The sequence below is a fragment of the Streptomyces sp. NPDC055103 genome (genome assembly GCF_053607625.1).
The window spans coordinates 55,972-76,852 of sequence record NZ_JBSGTX010000014.1; the positions used below are offsets into that span (position 1 = coordinate 55,972).

Annotated in this window: 8 protein-coding genes and 4 pseudogenes; 8 read left to right on the forward strand and 4 right to left on the reverse strand. The window is 67.2% G+C overall.

The window, feature by feature from the left end; translation table 11 throughout:
• Positions 1–12: 12 nt before the first annotated feature.
• The 3 genes and pseudogenes from ACWFR1_RS12000 to ACWFR1_RS12010 form a co-directional block, all read right to left on the reverse strand.
• Positions 13–760 (reverse strand): annotated as a pseudogene (locus tag ACWFR1_RS12000) (transposase family protein).
• Positions 761–906: 146 nt separating this feature from the next.
• Entirely contained in the window at positions 907–1,191 is a 285-nt protein-coding gene (locus tag ACWFR1_RS12005) for a hypothetical protein (RefSeq protein WP_453549464.1), read from the reverse strand.
• Between the two features lie 87 nt (positions 1,192–1,278).
• The gene (locus ACWFR1_RS12010; protein ID WP_453549617.1) at positions 1,279–1,833 is read right to left on the reverse strand and encodes a transposase family protein; all 555 of its coding nucleotides are present in this window, start codon (positions 1,831–1,833) and stop codon (positions 1,279–1,281) included.
• Between the two features lie 211 nt (positions 1,834–2,044).
• Between ACWFR1_RS12010 and ACWFR1_RS12015 the strand changes: the two are divergent.
• Positions 2,045–2,362, forward strand: a pseudogene (locus ACWFR1_RS12015) (helix-turn-helix domain-containing protein); the annotation flags it as partial.
• A gap of 378 nt (positions 2,363–2,740) precedes the next feature.
• Here ACWFR1_RS12015 and ACWFR1_RS12020 read toward each other — a convergent pair.
• Complete coding sequence (locus ACWFR1_RS12020; RefSeq protein WP_453549466.1) at positions 2,741–7,663, reverse strand: FG-GAP-like repeat-containing protein; 4,923 nt, start codon at positions 7,661–7,663, stop codon at positions 2,741–2,743.
• Positions 7,664–8,187: 524 nt separating this feature from the next.
• Between ACWFR1_RS12020 and ACWFR1_RS12025 the strand changes: the two genes are divergently transcribed.
• From ACWFR1_RS12025 to ACWFR1_RS12055, 7 genes and pseudogenes are all read left to right on the forward strand, one after another.
• Complete coding sequence (locus ACWFR1_RS12025; RefSeq protein ID WP_453549468.1) at positions 8,188–15,213, forward strand: polymorphic toxin-type HINT domain-containing protein; 7,026 nt, start codon at positions 8,188–8,190, stop codon at positions 15,211–15,213.
• A 15-nt stretch (positions 15,214–15,228) separates the two neighbouring features.
• Positions 15,229–15,750, forward strand: coding sequence for a hypothetical protein (locus ACWFR1_RS12030; protein WP_453549470.1), 522 nt, complete (start codon positions 15,229–15,231; stop codon positions 15,748–15,750).
• A 176-nt stretch (positions 15,751–15,926) separates the two neighbouring features.
• Positions 15,927–16,469 (forward strand): annotated as a pseudogene (locus ACWFR1_RS12035) (transposase); the annotation flags it as partial.
• 51 nt (positions 16,470–16,520) lie between these two features.
• Entirely contained in the window at positions 16,521–17,681 is a 1,161-nt protein-coding gene (locus ACWFR1_RS12040; RefSeq protein ID WP_453549473.1) for an IS30 family transposase, read from the forward strand.
• Positions 17,682–17,699: 18 nt separating this feature from the next.
• Positions 17,700–18,455 (forward strand): annotated as a pseudogene (locus tag ACWFR1_RS12045) (IS256 family transposase); the annotation flags it as partial.
• Positions 18,456–18,731: 276 nt separating this feature from the next.
• The gene (locus tag ACWFR1_RS12050; RefSeq protein ID WP_453549476.1) at positions 18,732–19,655 is read left to right on the forward strand and encodes a transposase family protein; all 924 of its coding nucleotides are present in this window, start codon (positions 18,732–18,734) and stop codon (positions 19,653–19,655) included.
• A 123-nt stretch (positions 19,656–19,778) separates the two neighbouring features.
• Positions 19,779–20,816, forward strand: a complete 1,038-nt coding sequence (locus ACWFR1_RS12055; protein ID WP_453549478.1) for a hypothetical protein — start codon at positions 19,779–19,781, stop codon at positions 20,814–20,816.
• Positions 20,817–20,881 lie beyond the last annotated feature (65 nt).

Genomic DNA, 20,881 nt, shown 5'->3' on the forward strand with positions numbered 1-20,881 from the left:
CACTGAGCTTTTTCATCCTGAATAGCTGCAGGTCAGCGGCGTGTGAACGGCCTGGACGATGGGTGCCGATGCGGCGGGTAGAGCATCTGGCCCGGCGGAGGATTCGCCAGGACTTCAGTTGCGCGAAGGCGCGTTCGCCGGGTGCTCGGAGTCGGGCGTGGTCGCGGTTGAACTGCTGGTAGTGGGCGAGTTGTTCGCGGTGACGGTAGTACGGGGTGCGGAAGGTGGCGCCGGCGCCCTGGTAGGCGCGGTCCGCGAGCACGAGGATCTGCCGGGTGAGGCAGGCCTGGACGATGCCGTGGGCGCGGGCCGCGGTCAGGTCGTGGGTGCGGCCCGGCGTCGCGCGGGAGAACCACAGCGGTGTGCCGTCGGGTCGCGCGATGACCTGCACGTTCATGCCGTGCTTGCGGTGCTTCTGCGAGTAGTACGGCTCGTCCGCGGCAATCCGGTCGATGGGGATCAGGGTGCCGTCGACGATGACGAAGTCGCCCTCGCCCAGGCCGGTCAGGGCCTCGTGCAGGTCCGGCGTCCAGGCCGCGAGGACGTCCAGGGTCTCGTCGACGTAACGCCAGGCCGTCGCGGTCGAGACGCCGAACCCGGCCGCGAGCTGGGCGAACGTCTCGTTCTTGCGAAGGTGGGCCAGTGCGAGGAGGGCCTGCTTGAAGCAGCCGAGTCGTCTCCACGGCGAGTTCAGTTCACGCCTTCGGGCGTAGATGAGCCAGGAGACATGCTCGACCAGCTCGTACGGGACGTCGAGCATGGAAGGATACGGAACCAACAGAGCCCCCCCCCCGGGCTGTCGGCAGTGTCGAGTGGAATCAACACCGCCAACGACCGGGGGCTCTGCCACGTCACCACCCCAGCTGACCAGGCCTTATAGCCCCTCAGAGGCGGGATGAAACAGGTTCAGTTGGTGCCGCTGGCCCGGGCCAAGCGTACGATCGCGGCGATGACGGCGGGAGCGACCATCAGGCCGACAGCAAACATGGCGAGGACCGCGGGCGAGGTTCCGGTGTAGTCCGGGCTCTTCTCGTCCTGGTCAGCCAGGACGCTGGCACCGATGACGGCGAGGACCGACACGCTGAGGACGAATGCCCCGAGGCCCTTGCGTGCGGACGGTGAGCGCAGCGGGATCAGCGCCACGAGCAGCCACGCCACCGCCAGGACGACAACAATGGGTCCAGCTCCCACAATGCCCCCAAATTCAGCAAACTATATGGCAGTTGACCATGTCATGGCGTCCGGCCGATGTCACCCCCTCTACCCAGTGAGCCGTTTTCATCCTGAATAGCTGCAGGTCAGCAGCGTATGGACGGCCTGAACGATGGTGCCGATGCGGCGAGTGGAACACCTGGCTCGTCGGAGCAGCCGCCAGGACTTCAGCTGCGCGAAGGCCCGTTCTCCTGGAGCCCTCAGCCGGGCGTGGTCGCGGTTGAACTGCTGGTAGTGCTCGGGCTGTCCGCGGTGATGGTAGTATGGGGTGCGGACGGTGGCGCCGGCGATCACGTGGTCGCCCTCGCCCAGGCCGGTCAGGGCCCCATGCAGGCCAGGCGCCCATGCCCCGAGGGCGTCGAGGGTCTCGTCGACGTAGCACCATGCAGTGACTGTCGAAATGCCGAAGCCCACTGCCAGGGCGGGCAGCGTCTCGTTCTTGCGCAGGTGCACCAGCGCGAGCAGGGCCTGCTGGAAGCACCCCAGCTTCCGCCACCGCGAACGGCGTCCACACCGTCGTGCGTAGATGAGCCAGGAAACGTGCTCAACCAGCTCATGCGGGACGTCGACCGCAGCACGATACGGGGCCAAGCAAGGCTCCTCGGACGATGCCTGGTGCATAGAGAACCCCGCCGCGACGACCAGGAGCCTCGTCTCGTTGTGCACCCCTGCTGACCTGCCATTTCACTCTACAGAGATAGGATGAAAGAGGCTCACTGAGCTCTTTCAGGTGGCCACTGATCGGGTGGCGGGCTTGGGTCCGCAACGTACGAGGCTCCCGTGCCGTTGAGAGAGGTGTTCGACGTCTCAACTCATCAGCACAGGAGCCTCGTTGGTTCCGTATCCTGCCGCACTCGACCTGCCTCACGCCCTGGTCGAGTGGGTCACGATGCTCATCGTCACCTGTGAGGGTGACCGACGATGCGAGCTCCCGCCTCACCAGCGGGCCCTCGTCGGCCTGGTCTACCTCCGCCGGCACGACACCCTCACACAGATCGCCGCAGGCTTCGGCATATCCGTCGGCACTGCCCACGCCTATGTCACCGCCGCCGTCGATCACCTATCCCGCCGAGCACCCGGACTGCTGCGGATCCTGCGGGAGACCGATCCCGAGTACGTACTGCTCGACGGCACGCTCGCAGAGTGCGAGGGGGCTTGTAGAAAACCCCATCGCCGCAGGTCAGAGCCCTCTCGTAGGAGCTGCTGAAAACGCTTCCCCGACCCCTGCGGAACGCAACGCACATCACCGCAGCTCAGAGCCGCCGCATCCCCTGCCGCGCCCGCGGGTGCACGAGTTCACCACGGCAACGCGCAGGACAGGGCCGGCGAGGTCGCGCCGGACCGGCGTAGTTCGTTCTTGGTGGCTTCCCTTTTCCGCCGGATCTGGTCCGCCGTAGCCATCCCTTTGAGGTCGTTCCGACCGGGTTCGCTGGAGCAGACGCCGGACCGTCGCCGTAAGGCACTCGAAGGGCCGCGCCCCTGAGTGGGGTGCGGCCCTTGTCATGCGCTGAGGGCCCGGTGTGTCACATCACCAGGTGCCAGGGGGGGCATACCAGCCGCGCGCCCCCTTGTCGATCGTCCCCGCCGCGTTGCCGTGGAAGGTGAACAAGTACGTGTCACCCACGGCGTAGTTGTAGGAGACGGAGACGTCCGGGCGACCGTCGCCGTTCATGTCACCGGTCACGAGGTTCCCGGTGCTCGGCGAGTACCAGCCGCCCGGCTCGGTGGCGTACGGAACTACGAACCCGTCGAAGCCGCCGTCCGCACGGGCGTGGGAGAGTCGGACCTCGGTGCGCCCGTCGTCGTACCCGTACATGATCGTGAGATCGTCGCGGCCGTCCTTGTCGAAGTCGCCCGTGGTCATCTTGACCCGATCGCGCTCCCAGGCGCCGGCCGGCGCGGACCAGGATCCCACGAAGGAGCCGAGGGCGCCGTCAGCCTGCGCCGTGAAGGTGAAGAGACGAGACTCACCCGAGGCGTAACCGTAGAAGGCGACGAGGTCGTCGCGGCCGTCGCCGTTCGTGTCCCCCATCGTGTATCTGGCGGAGGACGCGTACCAGGAGCCCGTCGCGGTCTTGAACGACATCACCGGGTTCTCGAAAGTTCCGTCGGCCCGGGACAGCGCCCGGAAGACGCCCAGAACGCCGTCGCCGTAATCGTAGGTGAAGACGAGGTCGTCGCGGCCGTCGCCATTGAGCTCACCTGCGAGCATCGTGCTCCTGGACCAGTTCCACTGGCCCGTCGGCAGGGCGATGCTGGTGCGCTGGACGGGGCCGCCCTTGGCCTGGCTCAGGAAGGAGAACGCCTTGACGCTTCCGTCGCCGTAACCGTAGAAGCCCACCAGGTCGTCGCGGCCGTCGCCGTCGAAGTCGCCGGAGGCCCACTTGCTGCTGTCGTAGTACCAGTCGCCCGGGTCGTCCGTGGCGAAGTACTCCACCGGCGGGTTGTGGCCGTCGTCCGCGTTGGCCTTGGCCACGTAGAGACCGATGCCGCCCTTCTCGTAGTCGTAGACGGTGAACACGTCGGTCTTGCCGTCACCGTCGAAGTCGCCGGCCAGGTCGGTCCGCAGGTGCGCGGTCCGGTCGGTCCAGGCGTGTTCCGCTACGTGGCCGCTCTCCCGGTTCCAGCGGACATAGCCCCCCTGGAACCTGGTCCGCCTGCCACCGTAGACGTTCTCCTCGGCCGAGATCGGGAATCCGAGGGTGCCGGTGTGACCGCCCTTGCTCAGCCACTGGGTGCGGATCGCACCGGAGACGGGCCACGCCCCGTTCGCACTGTTCCAGTAGAAGGAGTGGTTGTCCGTGGTGGACGTGCCGGAGCGGAAGTGCTGGACGAGGCCGGCGGGCGTCGTCGCCGCCGCGTCGCCGGTCGGGTAGCCGAAGACCCGGACACCGCCGAGCCTCACGTACTGGTTGTAGATGGCACCGGTGATCATCTCGGAGCCGATGCCGTCCCGCCAGTAGATGGCGCCCGGCCTGCCCGCCTTGGCGAAGGTGATGAAGGTGCCGCCCTGGACCCCGGTCTGCCGTTCGTCCGCGGTCGGGTAGCCGAGGGTTCCGGTCTCCCGCCCGGCGGCGACCCACCGGGTGAAGACGCCGTTGGAAACGGCCCAGGCGCCCGTGGTCTTGCTCCAGGAGATGGCGCGGTTGGTCGCCGTGGTGCCCGGCTGGGCGAAGTTGACGTACCGGCCACCGTCGCTGACGTTGGTCACGCCGGATGTCGGTTTACCGAAGGCTGTCGTCCCGAGAGCCTCGTACTTGCCGAGGATCGGACCACAGACGGGGATGGGAGTGGTACCGGTCGCCGGCGCGAAGCTCTTGCAGTCGGCCCAGTCGTAGCCGGTGGTGGCGATGTAGCGGGACGCCTTGAACGACGAGCCGTTGACGGGCGCCTGGCCGGGATACGCGACCGTGCGGCCGGACCCGTCCCTCGACCAGAGATCCGCGAAGCCGTAGCCCTCGAAGCCGGAGGTCTCGAAGTCTCCGGTGGTGGCCAGGTGCGGGACATCGGTGCCCTTGAAACCGGAGCCGATGGAGGTCTGACGAACCGCGGCGTCTCCGTACACGGTGAGATCGGCGAAGACGCCGCCCTGCCCGGGCGTACTCGGGACGCGACGGCTCTTGTACTCGTGGATCGTGCCCTTGACCTTGTCCCGCGCCCAGATCTCCGGAAGACCGTCCTTGTTGAGGTCACCCGGGGTCATGACGGTCATGTCCTGCCAGTCGGCGTTGCCGAGGGCGATCGGAGGGCCGAAGTTGTCGAGGAGGCCACCGGTCCTGGAACCGAGGTAGAGCCAGAGGTACGGCCCCTCCTTGACCAGCAGGTCAGGGAAGTCGTGGGTGTCGAGCACATCGTCCGGGCCGCCCGGACCGTTGACGGGCCCGTCGTCGTCGCTGAAGCTGGGCACGGAGACGATCTCGGCTCCGTCGCGCCAGTGGTTGTCGCACTGCACCCCGGGGGTGGTGTGGTCGTGGCAGTTATTGTTGTCGGCGACCGTCAGGTTCTGCCGCTTGTTGCTGTCGTCCTCCAACTTGCCGTCGCCGTTGCCCGGATAGGCCCACAGTTCGTAGGTCTCCGGGGCATCCTCCGCGGGCCGGAGGGCCACGATGTCCTCGTACCCGTCCTCGGCGTCCCAGCTGCCGCCGTTCGACACCGTACCCGCCGCGAACGTCTCGCCCACGGCGGCAGTGCCCGCACCGAACGTGCCGTCGCCACGGCCCGGGTACGTCCAGAGTTTGCCCGACCCCGGGTCGACCGTGACGAGGTCGACCAGGTCGTCACCGTTCAGGTCGCCCAACTTGTCCCGCTCGGCGCGGCGCGCCGGGATGAAGAGGTACTTCCTGACGGCGGAACGGTTGTTGGCCGCGTCCTCGCTGCGCGCGTAGAGGAACTGAGGACCGGCGCTCAGCGGCTTGAGGCTGACGGTCACCGATCCGCCGGTGGCCGAGGGCTTCACCGACCTCTCCACGGTGTCGTAGTCAGTCCAGTAGACGTACTCGGTGATGTCGTTGGCCTCGCCCGCGGCCGGGTTCGCCGAGAACGTGAACGACCCGGTCGTGCGTGCGGGCTGCGAGCACGGGACGGTCACGCCGGGCTCACAGGCCTTCTCCGCGTCCTCGGGAAACTGCGGGGAGCTCACCTTCGGGGCCTGCTTCGGCCCGGTCCGGTCGTAGGTGAAGTAACAGCGGCCGGCCTTCGGGCTGTTGGCGGTACCGTCCTTGACGACGGCCTCGTACCAGTGCAGAGCGGAGGGCAGGACCGTCCCTGCGGGGATGCGGAGACGCGCGGTCCCCCCGCTGCTGGAATCCACGACGACGGTCTTCCCCGGCTTGCCGTACTGCGCGTACTTGAACTCGACGTCGAGGTCGACGTCCTCCGCGTCCTTGAACTTGGAGGCCGTGAGGACGATCTCGTCGGTCGTGCCGATGATGCCGCCCGCACACGGGACCGACGGGTCGATCGACAGGGTCGGCCTGGTGGGGAGGGTGTTGTAGAGCGTTGACAACCGCACGGATTCGGGGTCGAACTTGCGCCACGAGGTGTCGACGGCGGTCGACTTGGCGGTCAGGACGAAAGCCCAGCTCGTCCACTTGTCGGCGACGGCCTCGTTGATCGCGCCCTTGACATCGAACTCGACGAGGCCTGCGTCGTCGGTCGGGCAGTTGCGGCCTCCGTAGGATTCCCCGGAGGCGTCCGCGAGCGCACCCCACGCGGGCTGGTTGTTCCAGGTGATGTTGCCCGGCAGGGAGCCGCCGATGGTCTTCACCTGGACGTCACCGGAATTGCAGGACCAGGAGCCGGCGTGCGTCTGCAGCATTCGCAGTGTCGACTGGATGATCTGCTTGCCCGCGAGGTTCGCGATGGGGATGCGGAAGTAGGTGTGGGCGCGGGAGGTACTGCCGTTGGCCGAGTCGATGGAGACACCGACCCGTGCTTCCTTCGTGAGGGTGCCGCCGTTGTAGTAGACGGTGTTCTCGGAACCCGGGTAGGCCGTGTTCTTGTACGCGATCGACCAGGCGTTCTTGGCGGCGGGATCGGTCCAGTCGGGGTCGATGACGACCGGGTACACAGTCGTCGGGTCGTCCAGCAGCTTGACGTCCGGGGTCAGCGTGAGCTTGCCCGCGCCGAGCTTCACGCCCAGCTTGGCCCGCTTGCTGCCCTCGACAGCGCCTTCGAGGGTGTCCTGGAGCGACCGCGCCACCGGCGCATTGGCGCTCTTGGCCGTATTCGAGGCGCCCGACGTGGTGCTGTCCGTGCCGGCGGAGTCCCACATATGCGGCTGCGGGGCCGCGAAGAGGGCGTTGCGGGACGGGGTCGTGGCGAGGATCTCGCCGGCGGCCTCCTGCGTGACCTGGAGACCGTGCGCCTTCAGCCCGAACTCGACGGACCGGACGGCCGGGTTCTTGGCCGCGGCAGGCGTCTTGACGACGAGCGCGTGCGAGAAGGAGATGTCATCCGCGGTGGCGGTGAGATCGACGCCCGGCAGCACGTTGGTGTACGTGGCGGTCCGGCCGTTCACCGTGGGCTTCGGGAGCTTCCCGTGCGGCCAGGTGAGGGTGACGGTCCGACCCTCGCGGATCATGGTGGCGAAGATGTCGTCACCGCCTCCGGAGAAGGAGACGGCCAGCTTCGAAGCCTTGGGAGCGATCCGGCCGTCGGAGCCCGCCGCCAGGTTCGGGTCGATGTCGACGAGCTTGCTGCCCTGGCGGACGCGGATGGGCAGGATCGACCGGTCGACCCGGGCGGTGCCGTCCGGGTTGATGAACACCTCGTCGGTCTCCGTCCGCCGGGACACGAGCTCGACGGGCTTGCCGGTGCGCTTGGCCTCCTTGAGGGCCTGCGCCGTCACCCGGGCGTCCCGCTCCGCCTGTGAGGTGGCGGGAGCATCGGCTGCGGGCGCCTCCGCCATGGCGTACACGGGAGTCGCCACGGAGAGGAGGCCTGCGGACATCGCCGCGACGACGACTGCCGATATCCCTCTTCGCATGACCCCCCCGGGGTCGGTCTTTCTCGACATGAACTGTCTCATGGAGCGGGATCCATCCCATTCTCGATCATGAATTCCAGCACTTGAGGCCAACACCCGCCCCCCTGATTTACAGGGAGAAATCCCCCTCGGGCGCGACCTCCGGAACTCGAACGGAATCGTTCAGGCTGCTTTCTAGCAGGCCCGACCGACAGAGAGCCAAGGAGCTCGGTCGACTTGACAAACTCTCAGCGCGCTCGTCAGTAGATCGTGTTGATTTGCCCATCGAAACGCCGTTTCCCGAGAAGCCCGCCTGAAGACCTCCCTTGTTGCACTTCATCGCCCTGCGTAAGTTGCACCTGTTCGCGTGATCAACGATTTCAGGGGTGGGGGTTCACGTGCCGCTTTGGCATGCGCGAAAACTTTCCAGACATACATCTCCAACATGGCGTTCCGGGCTCTCCGCACTCGCGCTGGCCGTCATCGCCTCGGGGGCGTCGCTCTCCCCCGTGGCCGCCCAGGCAGCGGAGTCGCGGGGCCTGCCCGAGCTCCAGAAGGTCACGGACGTCCCGGCGGCGCCCACGACCACCAAGGCGCCGGCCACGCCTCCGGACCTGAGCAGCCGGGCGGCCCTGAAGGCGGCCCCGGACGTGCGCTGGCCCGCCCCGGCGACGGCTGAGGCCACCGTGCCGAAGGCCGCGGCCGGCCAGTCCGCCGGGTCCGCCGCTCGCGGCGCCGACACCAAGCGGGACAAGGCCGCACCGGTCGGCCCCTCGGCACGTGCGGGCTCACTGCCCGTGCGTCTCGCGCTCGGCGACAAGACCGCGACCAAGGGAGCCGTCGCTCCGGCAGCCGACGCGCCCGCCCTCACGGCGAAGGTCTCCGTCCACGGCCAGGACAAGGCCCGCAAGGCGGGCGTCCAGGGCCTCCTTCTGTCCGTCCAGCGCACCGACGGGGGTACGGCCACCAATCCGCTCTCCGTCGAGCTGGACTACAGCTCCTTCGCCCACGCCTACGGCGGTGACTGGGGCTCCCGGCTGCGGTTCAGCCAGCGCCCCGCGTGTGTGCTGACGACACCCGAGAAGCCCGAGTGTCAGGGCTCCGTCCCGCTGGCGAGCGTCAACGACACCGAGACCGGGACGCTGACCGGCACCTTCGCCGCTCGCTCCGCCGCAGGCGCGGACACCGCGGACGCGAGCACGGCCGCCGCCAGCTCCGGGGCGGTCGTCCTCGCCGCGACGGCCTCGGCCTCCGGCTCCAAGGGCACGTTCAAAGCGACGTCACTGAGCCCGACGGGCTCCTGGTCGGCCGGCGGCTCCACCGGTGATTTCTCCTGGACGTACCCCATGGAGATCCCGGCATCCCTCGGCGGCCCCGGCCCGTCCCTCTCCATCGGCTACAACTCCGGCAGCATCGACGGGCGCACAGTCGCGACCTCACAGCAGCCGTCGTGGGTCGGTGACGGCTGGGACACCGGCTCCAGCTTCATCGAGCGGACGTACGTGTCCTGCGCCGAGGACCGCAAGGAGAACAGCGGGTTCAACAACCCCACGACCCACCCGACGGGCGACCTCTGTCACGGCCCTCCGATGGTCACGCTCTCCCTCAACGGCTCCTCCACCTCGCTGGTCCTGAACGACGCCGACAAGAAGTGGTACCCGGCCAACCAGGACGGCTCCAAGGTCGACCTGCTCACCGGTGCCGAGAACGGCGACAAGGAGGGCGAATACTGGGTCGTCACCAACAGCGAGGGCGTGCAGTACCACTTCGGCCTCAACCACCTGCCCGGCTGGGCGACCGGCAAGGCCGAGACCAACTCGGCGCTCAACGTCCCGGTCTACGGCAACCACGACGGCGAGCCCTGCTACGCGTCGTCGTACGCGGCCTCGGTCTGTGACCAGACGTACCGCTGGAACCTCGACTACGTCGTCGACCCGCGCGGCAACGCCCTCACGTACTGGTACGCCAAGGAGCGCAACTACTACGGCTCCAACGTCACCACCACCGGCACCTCGACAGCCCGCGGCTACGACCGTGCCGGCTACCTGAAGCGCGCCGCGTACGGCCTGCGTTCCGACAACCTGTTCGCCGCAGCGCCCGCCGAGGTGACGTACGACGCCAAGGAACGCTGCATCGTCACGCCGACCTTCGACTGCGCCGAGGCCAAGCTCACCTCCACGGCGGCCTACGAGGTCGCCAAGAGCTGGCCCGACGTTCCCGCCGACCAGCTCTGCGCGTCCGGCCAGACCTGCACCGACCGGTACTCGCCCACGTTCTTCACCCGCAAGCTCCTGAAGAGCATCACCACCAAGGTGCTGAAGAACGGCGTGTCCACCCCGGTGGACACCTGGACCCTCGACCACTCCTTCCAGTCCACGGGCGACGGCGCAGTCAACGGCGAGTACCCCCTGTGGCTCAAGAGCATCCAGCGCACCGACCAGAACGGTGCGTCGATCGGCCTTCCCCCCGTAACCTTCGTCGGCGTCCAGAAGCCCAACCGCGTCGACAACGACAGCGACGGGAATCCGCCGCACCTCCGCTGGCGCGTGACGCAGATCAACACGGAGACCGGCGCCCGCACGATGGTCGTGTACGCGCCCACCGAGTGCTCCAGCGTCCCGGGCTCCGTCAACCTTCCCTCCTCTCCCGACGACAACAGACTGCGCTGCTTCCCGGTGGTCGTCGAGACGAACGACCCCACCGATCCGACGGGTCTGAAGAAGCAGTACTCCACGGACTGGTTCCACAAGTACCGCGTGGACCAGGTCCGCGAGGAGGACAAGAACGGCACCTCGCCGACCCGCGAGGTCAACTACACCTACGTCGGCAGCCCGGCCTGGGCCTACGACGACGCCAGCGAGCTGACCAACAAGCCCGCCCGCACCTGGTCCGTCTACCGCGGTTACGCCAAGGTGAAAGCCGTCCACGGCGTTGCCCCTGACGTCCTCACCCGCACGGAGACCCTCTTCTACCGTGGCCTCGACGGCGACCTCATGGAGAACGGCACCCGTCGCTCGGTCTCGATCACAGCCTCCGACACCAGTTCGGTCGCCGACCACCGGATGCTCGCGGGCCAGGTCAGGGAAACGCAGTACTTCAACGGTGTCTCCGGCGCGCTGAGCTCCGCGACGATCAGCACCCCGTACCTGCAAGGCCCGATCGCTTCCCGCAACCGCTCGGCCACCGGGGCCTCGCCCCTGGAGTCCTGGGTCCAGGGGCAGAAGGCGACGTCCTCCCGCACGATCCTGTCGGGCAACCGCGGCGAGCGGAAGACCGCCGTCGAGCACGACTACGACACCGAAGGCCGCATCAACTGGACCTGGTACAAGGGCGACACGTCCGACGCGAACGACGACACGTGCACCCGGTACGAGTACCTCGACGACGCCAGTAAGTGGTTCAAGTCCCAGCAGACCAGGGTCCAGACCGTCGCCGCGGCGTGTAACGCCGCCGTCATCTACGGCCCCGAGAACGTCATCTCCGACGCCAAGGTCCAGTACGACGCCGTAGGCAACGTCGTGAAGACGGAGTCCCTCTCCGACTTCACGAACGGCGTCCCGCAATACACCACCCAGGGCACCGCTGCCTTCGACGCCAACGGCCGTATCACCTCCGCGACCGACATCTACGGCAAGACCACCACGACGGCCTACACGCCGGCGTCCGGGTCGGTCGTGACCAAGATCGTCACCACGAACGCCCTCGGTCACACGGCCACCACCGAACTCGACCCGGGCCGCGGCCTGCCGCTCGCGCAGACCGACGCCAACGGCCGCAAGACCGTCATGGAGTACGACGCGCTCGGCCGGACGAAGAAGGTCTGGTCGCCCGACCGTGACGCACTCACCACGACGCCCGACGCGGAGTTCGAGTACACCGTGGGCCAGAACGCCCCGGTCGTCATCACCAACAAGAAGCTCCTGGAGGACGGCACCTACCGCGTCTCCTACGACTTCTACGACGGCGCACTGCGCCTGCGGCAGACCCAGAACCCGGCGATGAACGGCGGCCGGGTCATCACCGACACCTTCTACGACAGCCTCGGCCGGGTCTGGAAGGAGAACGCCGGCTACTACAACAGCGCCAGCGGCCCGGTCGCCACGATGTTCCCGCCCACTGACAACTCCGTCCCGTCCTCCACGGTGACGACGTACGACGGCCTCGGGCGCCCCGTCGACACCATCGCCCGGAACAAGGGCGTCGAGACCTGGAAGACCACGATCACGTACGGCGGTGACTGGACGGCCGTCGACCCGCCCGCCGGCGACACGCCGACCATGGCACTGCTGGACGCCTTGGGCCGCAAGACCGAGCTGCGCCAGTTCAAGGGCACCGGCCCCACCGGCACCTACGACAAGATCAACTACAGCTACGACCGCAAGGGCCGGCTGGAGAAGGTCACCGACCAGATCGGCAACGTCTGGTCGCAGACCTACGACACCCGCGGGCGTCTGAAGACAACGACGGACCCCGACAAGGGCACGTCCTCAATGGAGTACGACCAGGGTGACCGGGTCGTCTCGACGACGGACGGCCGGACCCCGGCCCGGACGATCGCCATGGCGTACGACGCGCTGGGCCGCGTCACCGCCACCCACGAGGGCTCGCTCGCCGGCCCGAAGCTGACGTCGCAGACCTACGACACGGTCCCCGGCGCGCTCGGCCTCCCGGCCTCGTCGACCCGGTACGTCAACGGCAACGCCTACACCCAGGCCATCAACGCCTACGACACCGAGTACCGGCCGAAGTCGACCTCGGTGACGATCCCCGCCAACGAGGGAAAGCTCGCAGGCACCTACACGTACAGCAACACCTACACCGCGCGGACAGGCCTTCCGCAGACCACCACGCACCCCGCGGTCGGCGGGCTCCCCTCCGAGCGCGTGTCCATCGGCTACAACGCCCTCGACGGCATCAACTCCATGGCGGTCGCGGGACTCACCTTCGTCGCGGAGACCCAGTACACCTCGCTCGGCGATGTCGTACGCACCAAGGTCGACTCCTTCGGCCGGGCGGTGATCACCAGCAACGAGTTCAACGAGCAGACGCGCCGGGTCACCCGCACGACGAACCACCAGGAAGTCGGCACGGTCGACACCGTCACGCTCAACGACGTGTTCACCGACTACGACTCCGCCGGGAACGTCACCCGCATCACGGACAAGACCGGCGACAACCCGACGGCGGCCACCACCGACGTCCAGTGCTTCGCCTACGACCACCTGCGCCGGATGACCGACGCCTGGACGGCCGGCGACGCCTGCGCCCTGAAGCCCGGCGCCTCCGGGCCTGGTTCGGCACCGAAGGTCGGCGGTCCGGACGCGTACTGGCACTCGTACACCTTCGACGCCGCCGGCAACCGTCTCAGCGAGACGAAGCACGACCCGCTCGGCAACACGACGAAGGACGTGAAGCGCGCCTACACGTACGCGACGGGGCTGCCGACGAAGAGCCGCCTGGCCGAGGTCACCACGACCGGCCCGCAGGGCGAACGACACGACCTCTACGGCTACGACGACGCGGGCAACACCACCACCCGGACCATCCAGGGCAACACCCAGGACCTGCGGTGGGACCTGGAAGGCCACCTGGAGAAGGTGACCGCCGGCACCGACGAGACCTCCTACCTCTACGACGCGGGCGGCAACCGCCTCATCAAGCGGGAGGCCACCGGCACGACCCTGTACCTGCCGGGCACCGAGCTCAAGCTCGACGCCGCGGGCAACGTCGCCAAGACCACCCGGTACTACGCCCACCCGGCGGGCCCGGCCATGGTCAAGGTCGCCGAGGGCGGCACGATCAAGAAGTCGTACCTGCTCTCCGACCGCAACGGCACCTCGACGACCTCGGTCGACACGGCGACGAAGACGGTGACGCGCCGCAAGTACACGCCGTTCGGCGAGGACCGCGGCACGGCCCCGTCGATGTGGCCGGATGACAAGGGCTACCTCGGCGGCACCAAGGACTCGACGGGCCTGACCCACCTCAACGCCCGCGAGTACGACCCGACACTGGGCCGGTTCATCTCGGTCGACCCGCTGATGGACATCGCCGAGTCGCAGACGATGAACCCGTACGCGTACGGGAACAACAGCCCCATCACGTTCTCGGACCCGTCGGGTCTGGCGTCCTGCGACGGAGCGGGAGACTGCCGAGCTCCGATACAGACCGAGGGCAAAAAATCGTTCGCGAAGGCTGTCGACGACTACGAGAAGTACCAGCTCCCGGCAAAGACCAACAAGACCGACCCGCCGCCGCCCCCGCCGAACACGAGTGTCAGCGAGGACGATGTCAAAAAGGCGACGGTCATCTACCAGAAGTCCAAGACGGACATCATCCTCGAGATCGCTCTGGAGGTCGCCAAGGGAATCAGCGGATTCGACGACATCCAGGCATGCCTCGGCGGCGACGTCTGGGCGTGCGGATCGCTCGCTCTGGACGCGGCAATGCCGTTCGCCGGAAAGGCCAAACGCACGATCAAGGCGCTCGAAGCCGCCTGGAAGATGTACAACCGCTGGGAGGACGAGGTCCGCTGGGCCGTCAGCACTCTGAGGCGGGCGGACGACGAGGCCGCGGCGATGGCGAAGTACGCCGAGGACTACGCCGCCTGGCAGAAGAGAGCCGACGCGGCGAAATCCGCGGCGAAGAAGGCCGACGACGTGGCGGCCGACGCGGCGAAGAAATCCGACGGCGGCGGGGCCGGATCCTGCGCCATCAGAAACAGCTTCACCCCCGAGACGAAGGTCCTCCTCGCCGACGGCACCACCAAGCCGATCAAGGACCTGAAGCCCGGCGACAAGGTCCTCTCCACCGACGAGAAGACCGGCGAGACCGCCGGCAAGGACGTCGCGGCGACGATCGTCGGCGAAGGCGAGAAGCACCTCGTCCGCGTCACGGTCGACACCGACGGCACCAAGGGCACGGCCACGGCCCCCATCACAGCCACCGACGGCCACCCCTTCTGGATCCCGGCCCTCAACAAGTGGATCGACGCCAAGGCCCTGAAGCCCGGCCAGTGGCTCCGCACCAGCGCCGGCACCGACGTCCAGATCACCGCGGTCCAGGCCTGGACCCAGACCGCCGGCGTCCGCAACCTCACGGTCGCCGACTTCCATACGTACTATGTGCTGGCGGGTGCCACGCCGGTCCTCGTCCACAATTGCGGTGGATCTGTCCCTCGGCATAGGTCGATATGCGACTGCGCTAATGGCGGGAAGCCTGCAATGATGCGCGGGCCCAAGCCGGCTGGCACCGGTCCGCATAACCTGAAGATTACCGAGGTTGGCGACCAGGTAACGGATGGCCAGGTAATTGCAGGAGGTGGCAGGCTGCCTGAGCGGGAGTTTGCTACGCCTGGCGGATTCAAGAATTCTCGTCGGCCAGATGTCCTAGTGGAACGGCCAGATGGCACCCAGTATGGAATCAATGTTGGAAAGCAGACGATGCGATCCGGCGCCCCGATCAAGCGAGAAGCAGAAGCGTTGCAAGATCTCGAAGGGATCGGGATGGAGATGCACTTCGTTGCCTACAATTAGCGAGTCTCGATGAAAATGACACTTCAGTTCCATGGTGGCCGTCAGGAGATCTATGCCATGGCTTGGGAGTGGGCCAGAGAGTCGGGGATGCTCTTGACTGAGGAGCGCTTCTCCCCCATCTACCAGGTGAAACTGGTAGATGGGGGAGAAGCTGGGGTAGCGCTGGACTGCGGTGGCGACGTTCGCCGCATTTCCTTGAATTCGTCCCCAGTTGACCTGAACGTCACCTCATCCCTCGAATACTCGAAAAAGAATCCGAACTCACTGTTCATTACTCTTGGTGAGCAGTCGGACGCCATCCTGCGAGAGTCTTTTCTTTCAGCCATGACCGATGAAGCGCCCCTCGCGGCGGCTTGGAAGAAGCTGCGGGAGCGCGCCAGGAAAACCATGCTCAAAGGAGCCTGGGCGGAGAACATCATGTCGGGTGCCCGGTCGCGGGCAGCCAGTCATTACTACACGACAGAAGCCAAGCGCCTCGCGGATACCGGTGTGACGCTGATGGGTGGAACGGACTGGATTAAATACCAGCTCGACTAGCGCAATTCTTAGGCGGTTCGCCCGTCAAGCAGGTGTTTCTGAGAACGTTCACCAGAAGCCCCGCCGGATTTCGGTCCGGTGGGGCTTCTGGCCGTTTGACGGCAGTAGTTGACGGCAACGTCAGCGGAGGGACTGTAAATCGTTCGGTGTAACTCCCGATCAAGGAAGATGCACCGATGACCAGTGAGAACGTGACCGAGGCCGAGACCGTCGAGCCGTCTGAGCCGAAGCCGTCGAAGGCGGTGGATGACCGGCTGATCGACGAGCTGGTCTCCCGGGCCCAGGCCGAGGGCCTGCAGCTGACCGGCGAGGGCGGGCTGCTCCAGCAGCTGACGAAGCGGCTGCTGGAGTCCGCTCTGGAGGGCGAGATCACCGACCACCTCGGCTATGACAAACACGACCCGGCCGGGAAGAACGGCGGCAACTCCCGCAACGGCACCCGCGCGAAGACGGTGCTGACGGACGTCGGCCCGGTGGAGATATCCGTGCCCCGCGACCGGGACGGCTCCTTCGAGCCGAAGATCGTCAAGAAGCGGCAGAAGCGCCTGTCCGGGGTGGACGAGATGGTGATCTCGCTGTCCGCGAAGGGCCTGACCACGGGCGAGGTCCAGGCCCACCTCGCGGAGGTCTATGGCGCCGAGGTCTCCCGTCAGACGATCTCGACGATCACCGACAAGGTCATGGACGGCATGGCCGAGTGGCAGAACCGGCCGCTCGACGCGGCTTGAGTTCTATCGGTGGTTGCGAACGCTTCTGAAGAGAGCGTTCGGATGCCGAAGTACGCCCCCAACAAGCTGCCGAGTTCGGTGAAGAAGAGGTACTTCGAGCTGCTGCGCGAGGGCTACAAGGGTGCGGCGGCCGCCCGTTTGGTCGGGGTCTCCACGAGCTGCGGTTCCCTGTGGTTCATCGATGCTGGCAGCATGATCGTTCCAGACCCCGGCCCGATATCGCCGCGCTTCCTCACCCAGGACGACCGGATCGCCATCGCCGACGGCCTCCAGACGGGGCTGCCGGTCAAGGAGATCGCCACGTCAATCGGCAAGAGCTTCCAGACCGTCTACCGGGAGATCAAGCGCGGCAGCAAGCACGACGGCCGCTACCAGCCCTGGTGGGCCCACAACCAAGCCCTGCTGCGACGCGCACGCCCCAAGAGCGAGAAGATCCGGGCGATCGAGCCGCTTCGGACAGCCATCCGCGAGAAACTGACCGAGAAGTGGTCGCCCCAGCAGATTTCGCGCTACCTGGCACGCGAGCACGCGCACGACCCGGCGATGCGAACCTGCCCGGAGACGATCTACCGGGCCCTCTTCGCCGGCCTCCTCGGCCGACGCAACGCCAAGCTCCGCACCGGACGCACCCGCCGCAAGCGCCAGCGACGCGGCGTCCCCACCCCCAACAAGATCAGAAACATGACGCTGATCCACCAACGTCCCGCCGAAGTCAACGACCGTGCAATACCCGGGCATTGGGAAGGCGACCTCATCATCGGCCGCGGCCAGGGCTCGGCGATCGGCACGCTGGTGGAGCGGACCACCCGCTACGTCCGGCTCATCCACCTGCCGCACGGCTGGAAGGCCCCGCAGGTCCGCGACGCGCTCATCGCGCAGACCGCGGACATTCCGCCCCAGATGCGAAAGTCACTCACCTGGGACCAGGGCCGTGAGCTGACCCTGCACCAGGACATCGAGGCAGTCACCGGCTTCCGGATCTACTTCTGCGACCCGCACTCACCCTGGCAGCGCGGGACGAACGAGAACACGAACGGGCTGCTGCGGCAGTACTTCCCCAAGGGCAGCGATCTGTCCGTCCACACCGCCCGTGACCTCCGTGACGTCGCCGCCCAACTGAACCGCAGGCCCCGTCTCGTCCTCGGCGACAAGACACCCGCCGAGGCCATGCGAGGATGGCTCACAGGACCATTGACCAGCTGATTCGCAATCACTGATGGAAACCGCCCGGTCTATCCGGTGGTGTTCATCGACGCGATCCACGTGAAGATCCGCGACGGCGCCGTGGCGAACCGGCCCATATACGTGGCCCTGGCCGTCACCACCGAAGGCCGGCGCGACATCCTCGGGCTGTGGGCCGGCGACGGCGGCGAGGGCGCCAAGCACTGGATGCACATCCTGACCGAGATCAAGAACCGCGGCGTGAACGACGTCCTCATGCTCGTCTGCGACGGACTCAAGGGCCTGCCCGACGCGGTCGAGACCGTCTGGCCCCGCACCACCGTCCAGACCTGCGTCGTCCACCTCCTGAGGAACTCCTTCCGCTATGCCGCCCGCCAGGACTGGGACAAGATCGCCAAGCTCCTCAAGCCCGTCTACACCGCGGCGACCGAAGAAGCGGCACTGGAGCGGTTCGCCGAGTTCGCTGACGCCTGGGGGAAGAAGTGCCCCGCCATCGTGAAGCTGTGGGAGAACGCCTGGGAGGAGTTCACCCCGTTCCTCCGCTTCGACACCGAGATCCGCCGCATCGTCTGCACCACCAACGCGATCGAGTCCGTGAACGCCCGCATCCGGCGGGCGGTCAAGGCCCGCGGACACTTCCCCAACGAGCAGGCCGCCTTGAAGTGCGTCTACATGGCCATCATGTCCCTGGACCCCACCGGCAAGGGACAGGCCCGCTGGACCATGCGCTGGAAGACCGCCCTGAACGCCTTCGACATCACCTTCGACGGCCGGCTCTCCGCAGCCCGCCAGTAACCCCAACCACCCTGGTTACACCGTTCGATTGACAGACCCTCGACCTCCTCCGCCACCGCATCCTCCTGCACTGACCGTCACCCCTCGTCACCACCGATTACGGGACAGAGCCGAACGATTTACAGTCCCCGCCGGATAGACCGGCGGGCCACACGGCGGCCATGCATGTCCGAGCGACCCAGAGATCATTTACGGGACAGCCCTTACGAGCTCGTGCACGGTAAGTGGTGAGACGTCGAGCCCGGGATGGTTGATCATGGTCGGGTGGTGGGGACCGTGACTCGTGCAGTGATCGTCAGCAATCGCCGGATCACGGGGCTGTCGACCGATGTGATCGCTGAACTCAGCGCCGAGTTGGGCCCGTTATGGCATGAGCGTCACCAGGCCAAGCTGGCCTCTCGGCCGCGGAAGCGCGCTGTGGGCGCCGGTGCGAAGCACCGGTTCGTGTTCGTCGACCGGCTCCTGGCCACCCTCGTCCATCTCCGCCACGGGGCCACTCACGATGTGCTGGCCTGCTGGTTCGGAGTCGACCGCTCCACCATCACCCGGGCCATCGGCGAGATACGGCCCTTGCCCGCCGAGCGGGGGTGCACGATCAGCCCCGGCGTCCGGCTGCAAACACTGGCCGAAGTCATCGACCACCTCGGCACCAGTGGGCAGAGCGGCATCATCGACGGCACCGAGATCCGGGTGCGCCGGCCGGCCGCTGGACGCAAGGACCGGGACGCGTTCATCTCCGGGAAGAACAAGCAGAACGCCGTCAAGACCATGGTCCTCACCGACCAGAACGGAAGGGTGCTCTTCAGCAGCCCAGCCAGACCAGGCAGCTGCGCGGACATCACCCATGCCCGCCAGCTGGGCCTGGTCAAGCTCCTGGCCGACGGCCCAGCGGTGGAGATCCTCGCGGACGCCGGCTACCAGGGCCTCGGCGCCCAGACCGGTGGGCGCGTGGTGACGCCACCGCACCGCAAGTTCAAGAAGAACGCCCCGGACTGGTACGAGGAAATGCACGAGCGACAGCGCAAGGCCCATTCCTCACGACGGATCCGCGTCGAGCACGGCATCGCCCACCTCAAGAACTGGCGGGCACTGACCCGCCACCTCGGCCACCGCGAGCACATGAGTGACACCGTCCAGGCCGTCGCCGGCCTGCTCTCCCACCAGCAGACCGCGGACCTGAACCCTCGACGACAGAGGTGAGCACCGGCCCCACTGAAGCCCTCGACGTCTCACCACTTACCCTGCACGAGCTCGTTAAGGGGAACACTGGGTTGCTCAACCTCGGTAATTGATCACAACCAGTTCGCGCCATTGGGAGCCGGCATGAGTTTCACGACCCCGCCGCGGCCACTCGACGTGACCGCGGTCTTCCCTCAACTGGCCCCGCTGGCGCGCACGGCGACCCGGCTGCATCCCCGGCCTGGGTCTCCGTCACCGCACGACAGCTCCGTCGGCGGGCCGCTGCTGTGGCCCGCCGACGAGCCGTGGCCGCTCTGCGAAGGGCCGCACGACAGTCGCGCGGCGAGAGTGGTCCACTCTCCGGACGACATCAGGCTTCTTCGCCGCGACCGTGCGACAGCGGGTGAGCGGCTGCGCCGCGACCCCCAGGCCCTCGCGGTCACACCCGAGGAACTGGAGACCTCAGAGCGGATCAGAGCGGGGCGCCCGTGGTTCGACGGCCCCATCGCCATGGTGCCCGTGGCCCAGGTGTACGCCCGCGATGTTCCGCTGCCGGGCCCGCCCGGAGCCGATCTCCTCCAGGTCCTCTGGTGCCCCTTCGACCACCCGACACACCCCAGAACCGCAGTGTTCTGGCGCTCCTGCGCCAGCGTTATCAACGTGCTCGACGCACCGCCCGAACCGCCCATCGTCCAGTTCGACTGCTATCTGCCGAAGCCATGCCTGCTCGCACCGGAGCAGGTCACCGAGTACCCCAACGCCATGGAGGTAGGCGAGGAGCAGCAGGATCAGCTGGGCGACGTGAGTCGGTGGGAGACAGCTGGAGCGGCGTGGGACAGCAGGTATGCGGCCGCCCCGGCCGAGTTCTACGGGAACGACCTGTCCCTCGCCCCCGGCTGGAAGACCGGTGGCTGGCCGCGCTGGGGACTCACCGACCCGATTCCCCGGCCCTGCCCCGAATGCGACACCGAGGCGGTTCCGCTCCTCACCATCGCGTCCACGGAATGGGACTCCGGCAGTGAGAGCTGGATCCCCGAGGAGGAACGGACGAACCCGGCTCCGCTTCCTCCGGGCTACCTTCCCGGGAACTTCACCATGATCGACATCGCCAGCGGCTACGACCTCCAGCTCTATGTCTGCCCGGTGTCCCCGTCCCACCCCCACATCGAACTGGTCCAGTAGAGCGAGCGGCCGGGAAACAGCAACTCGTGTACATAGCCACGTTGGCGGGGCCGGCCCCGCCACAC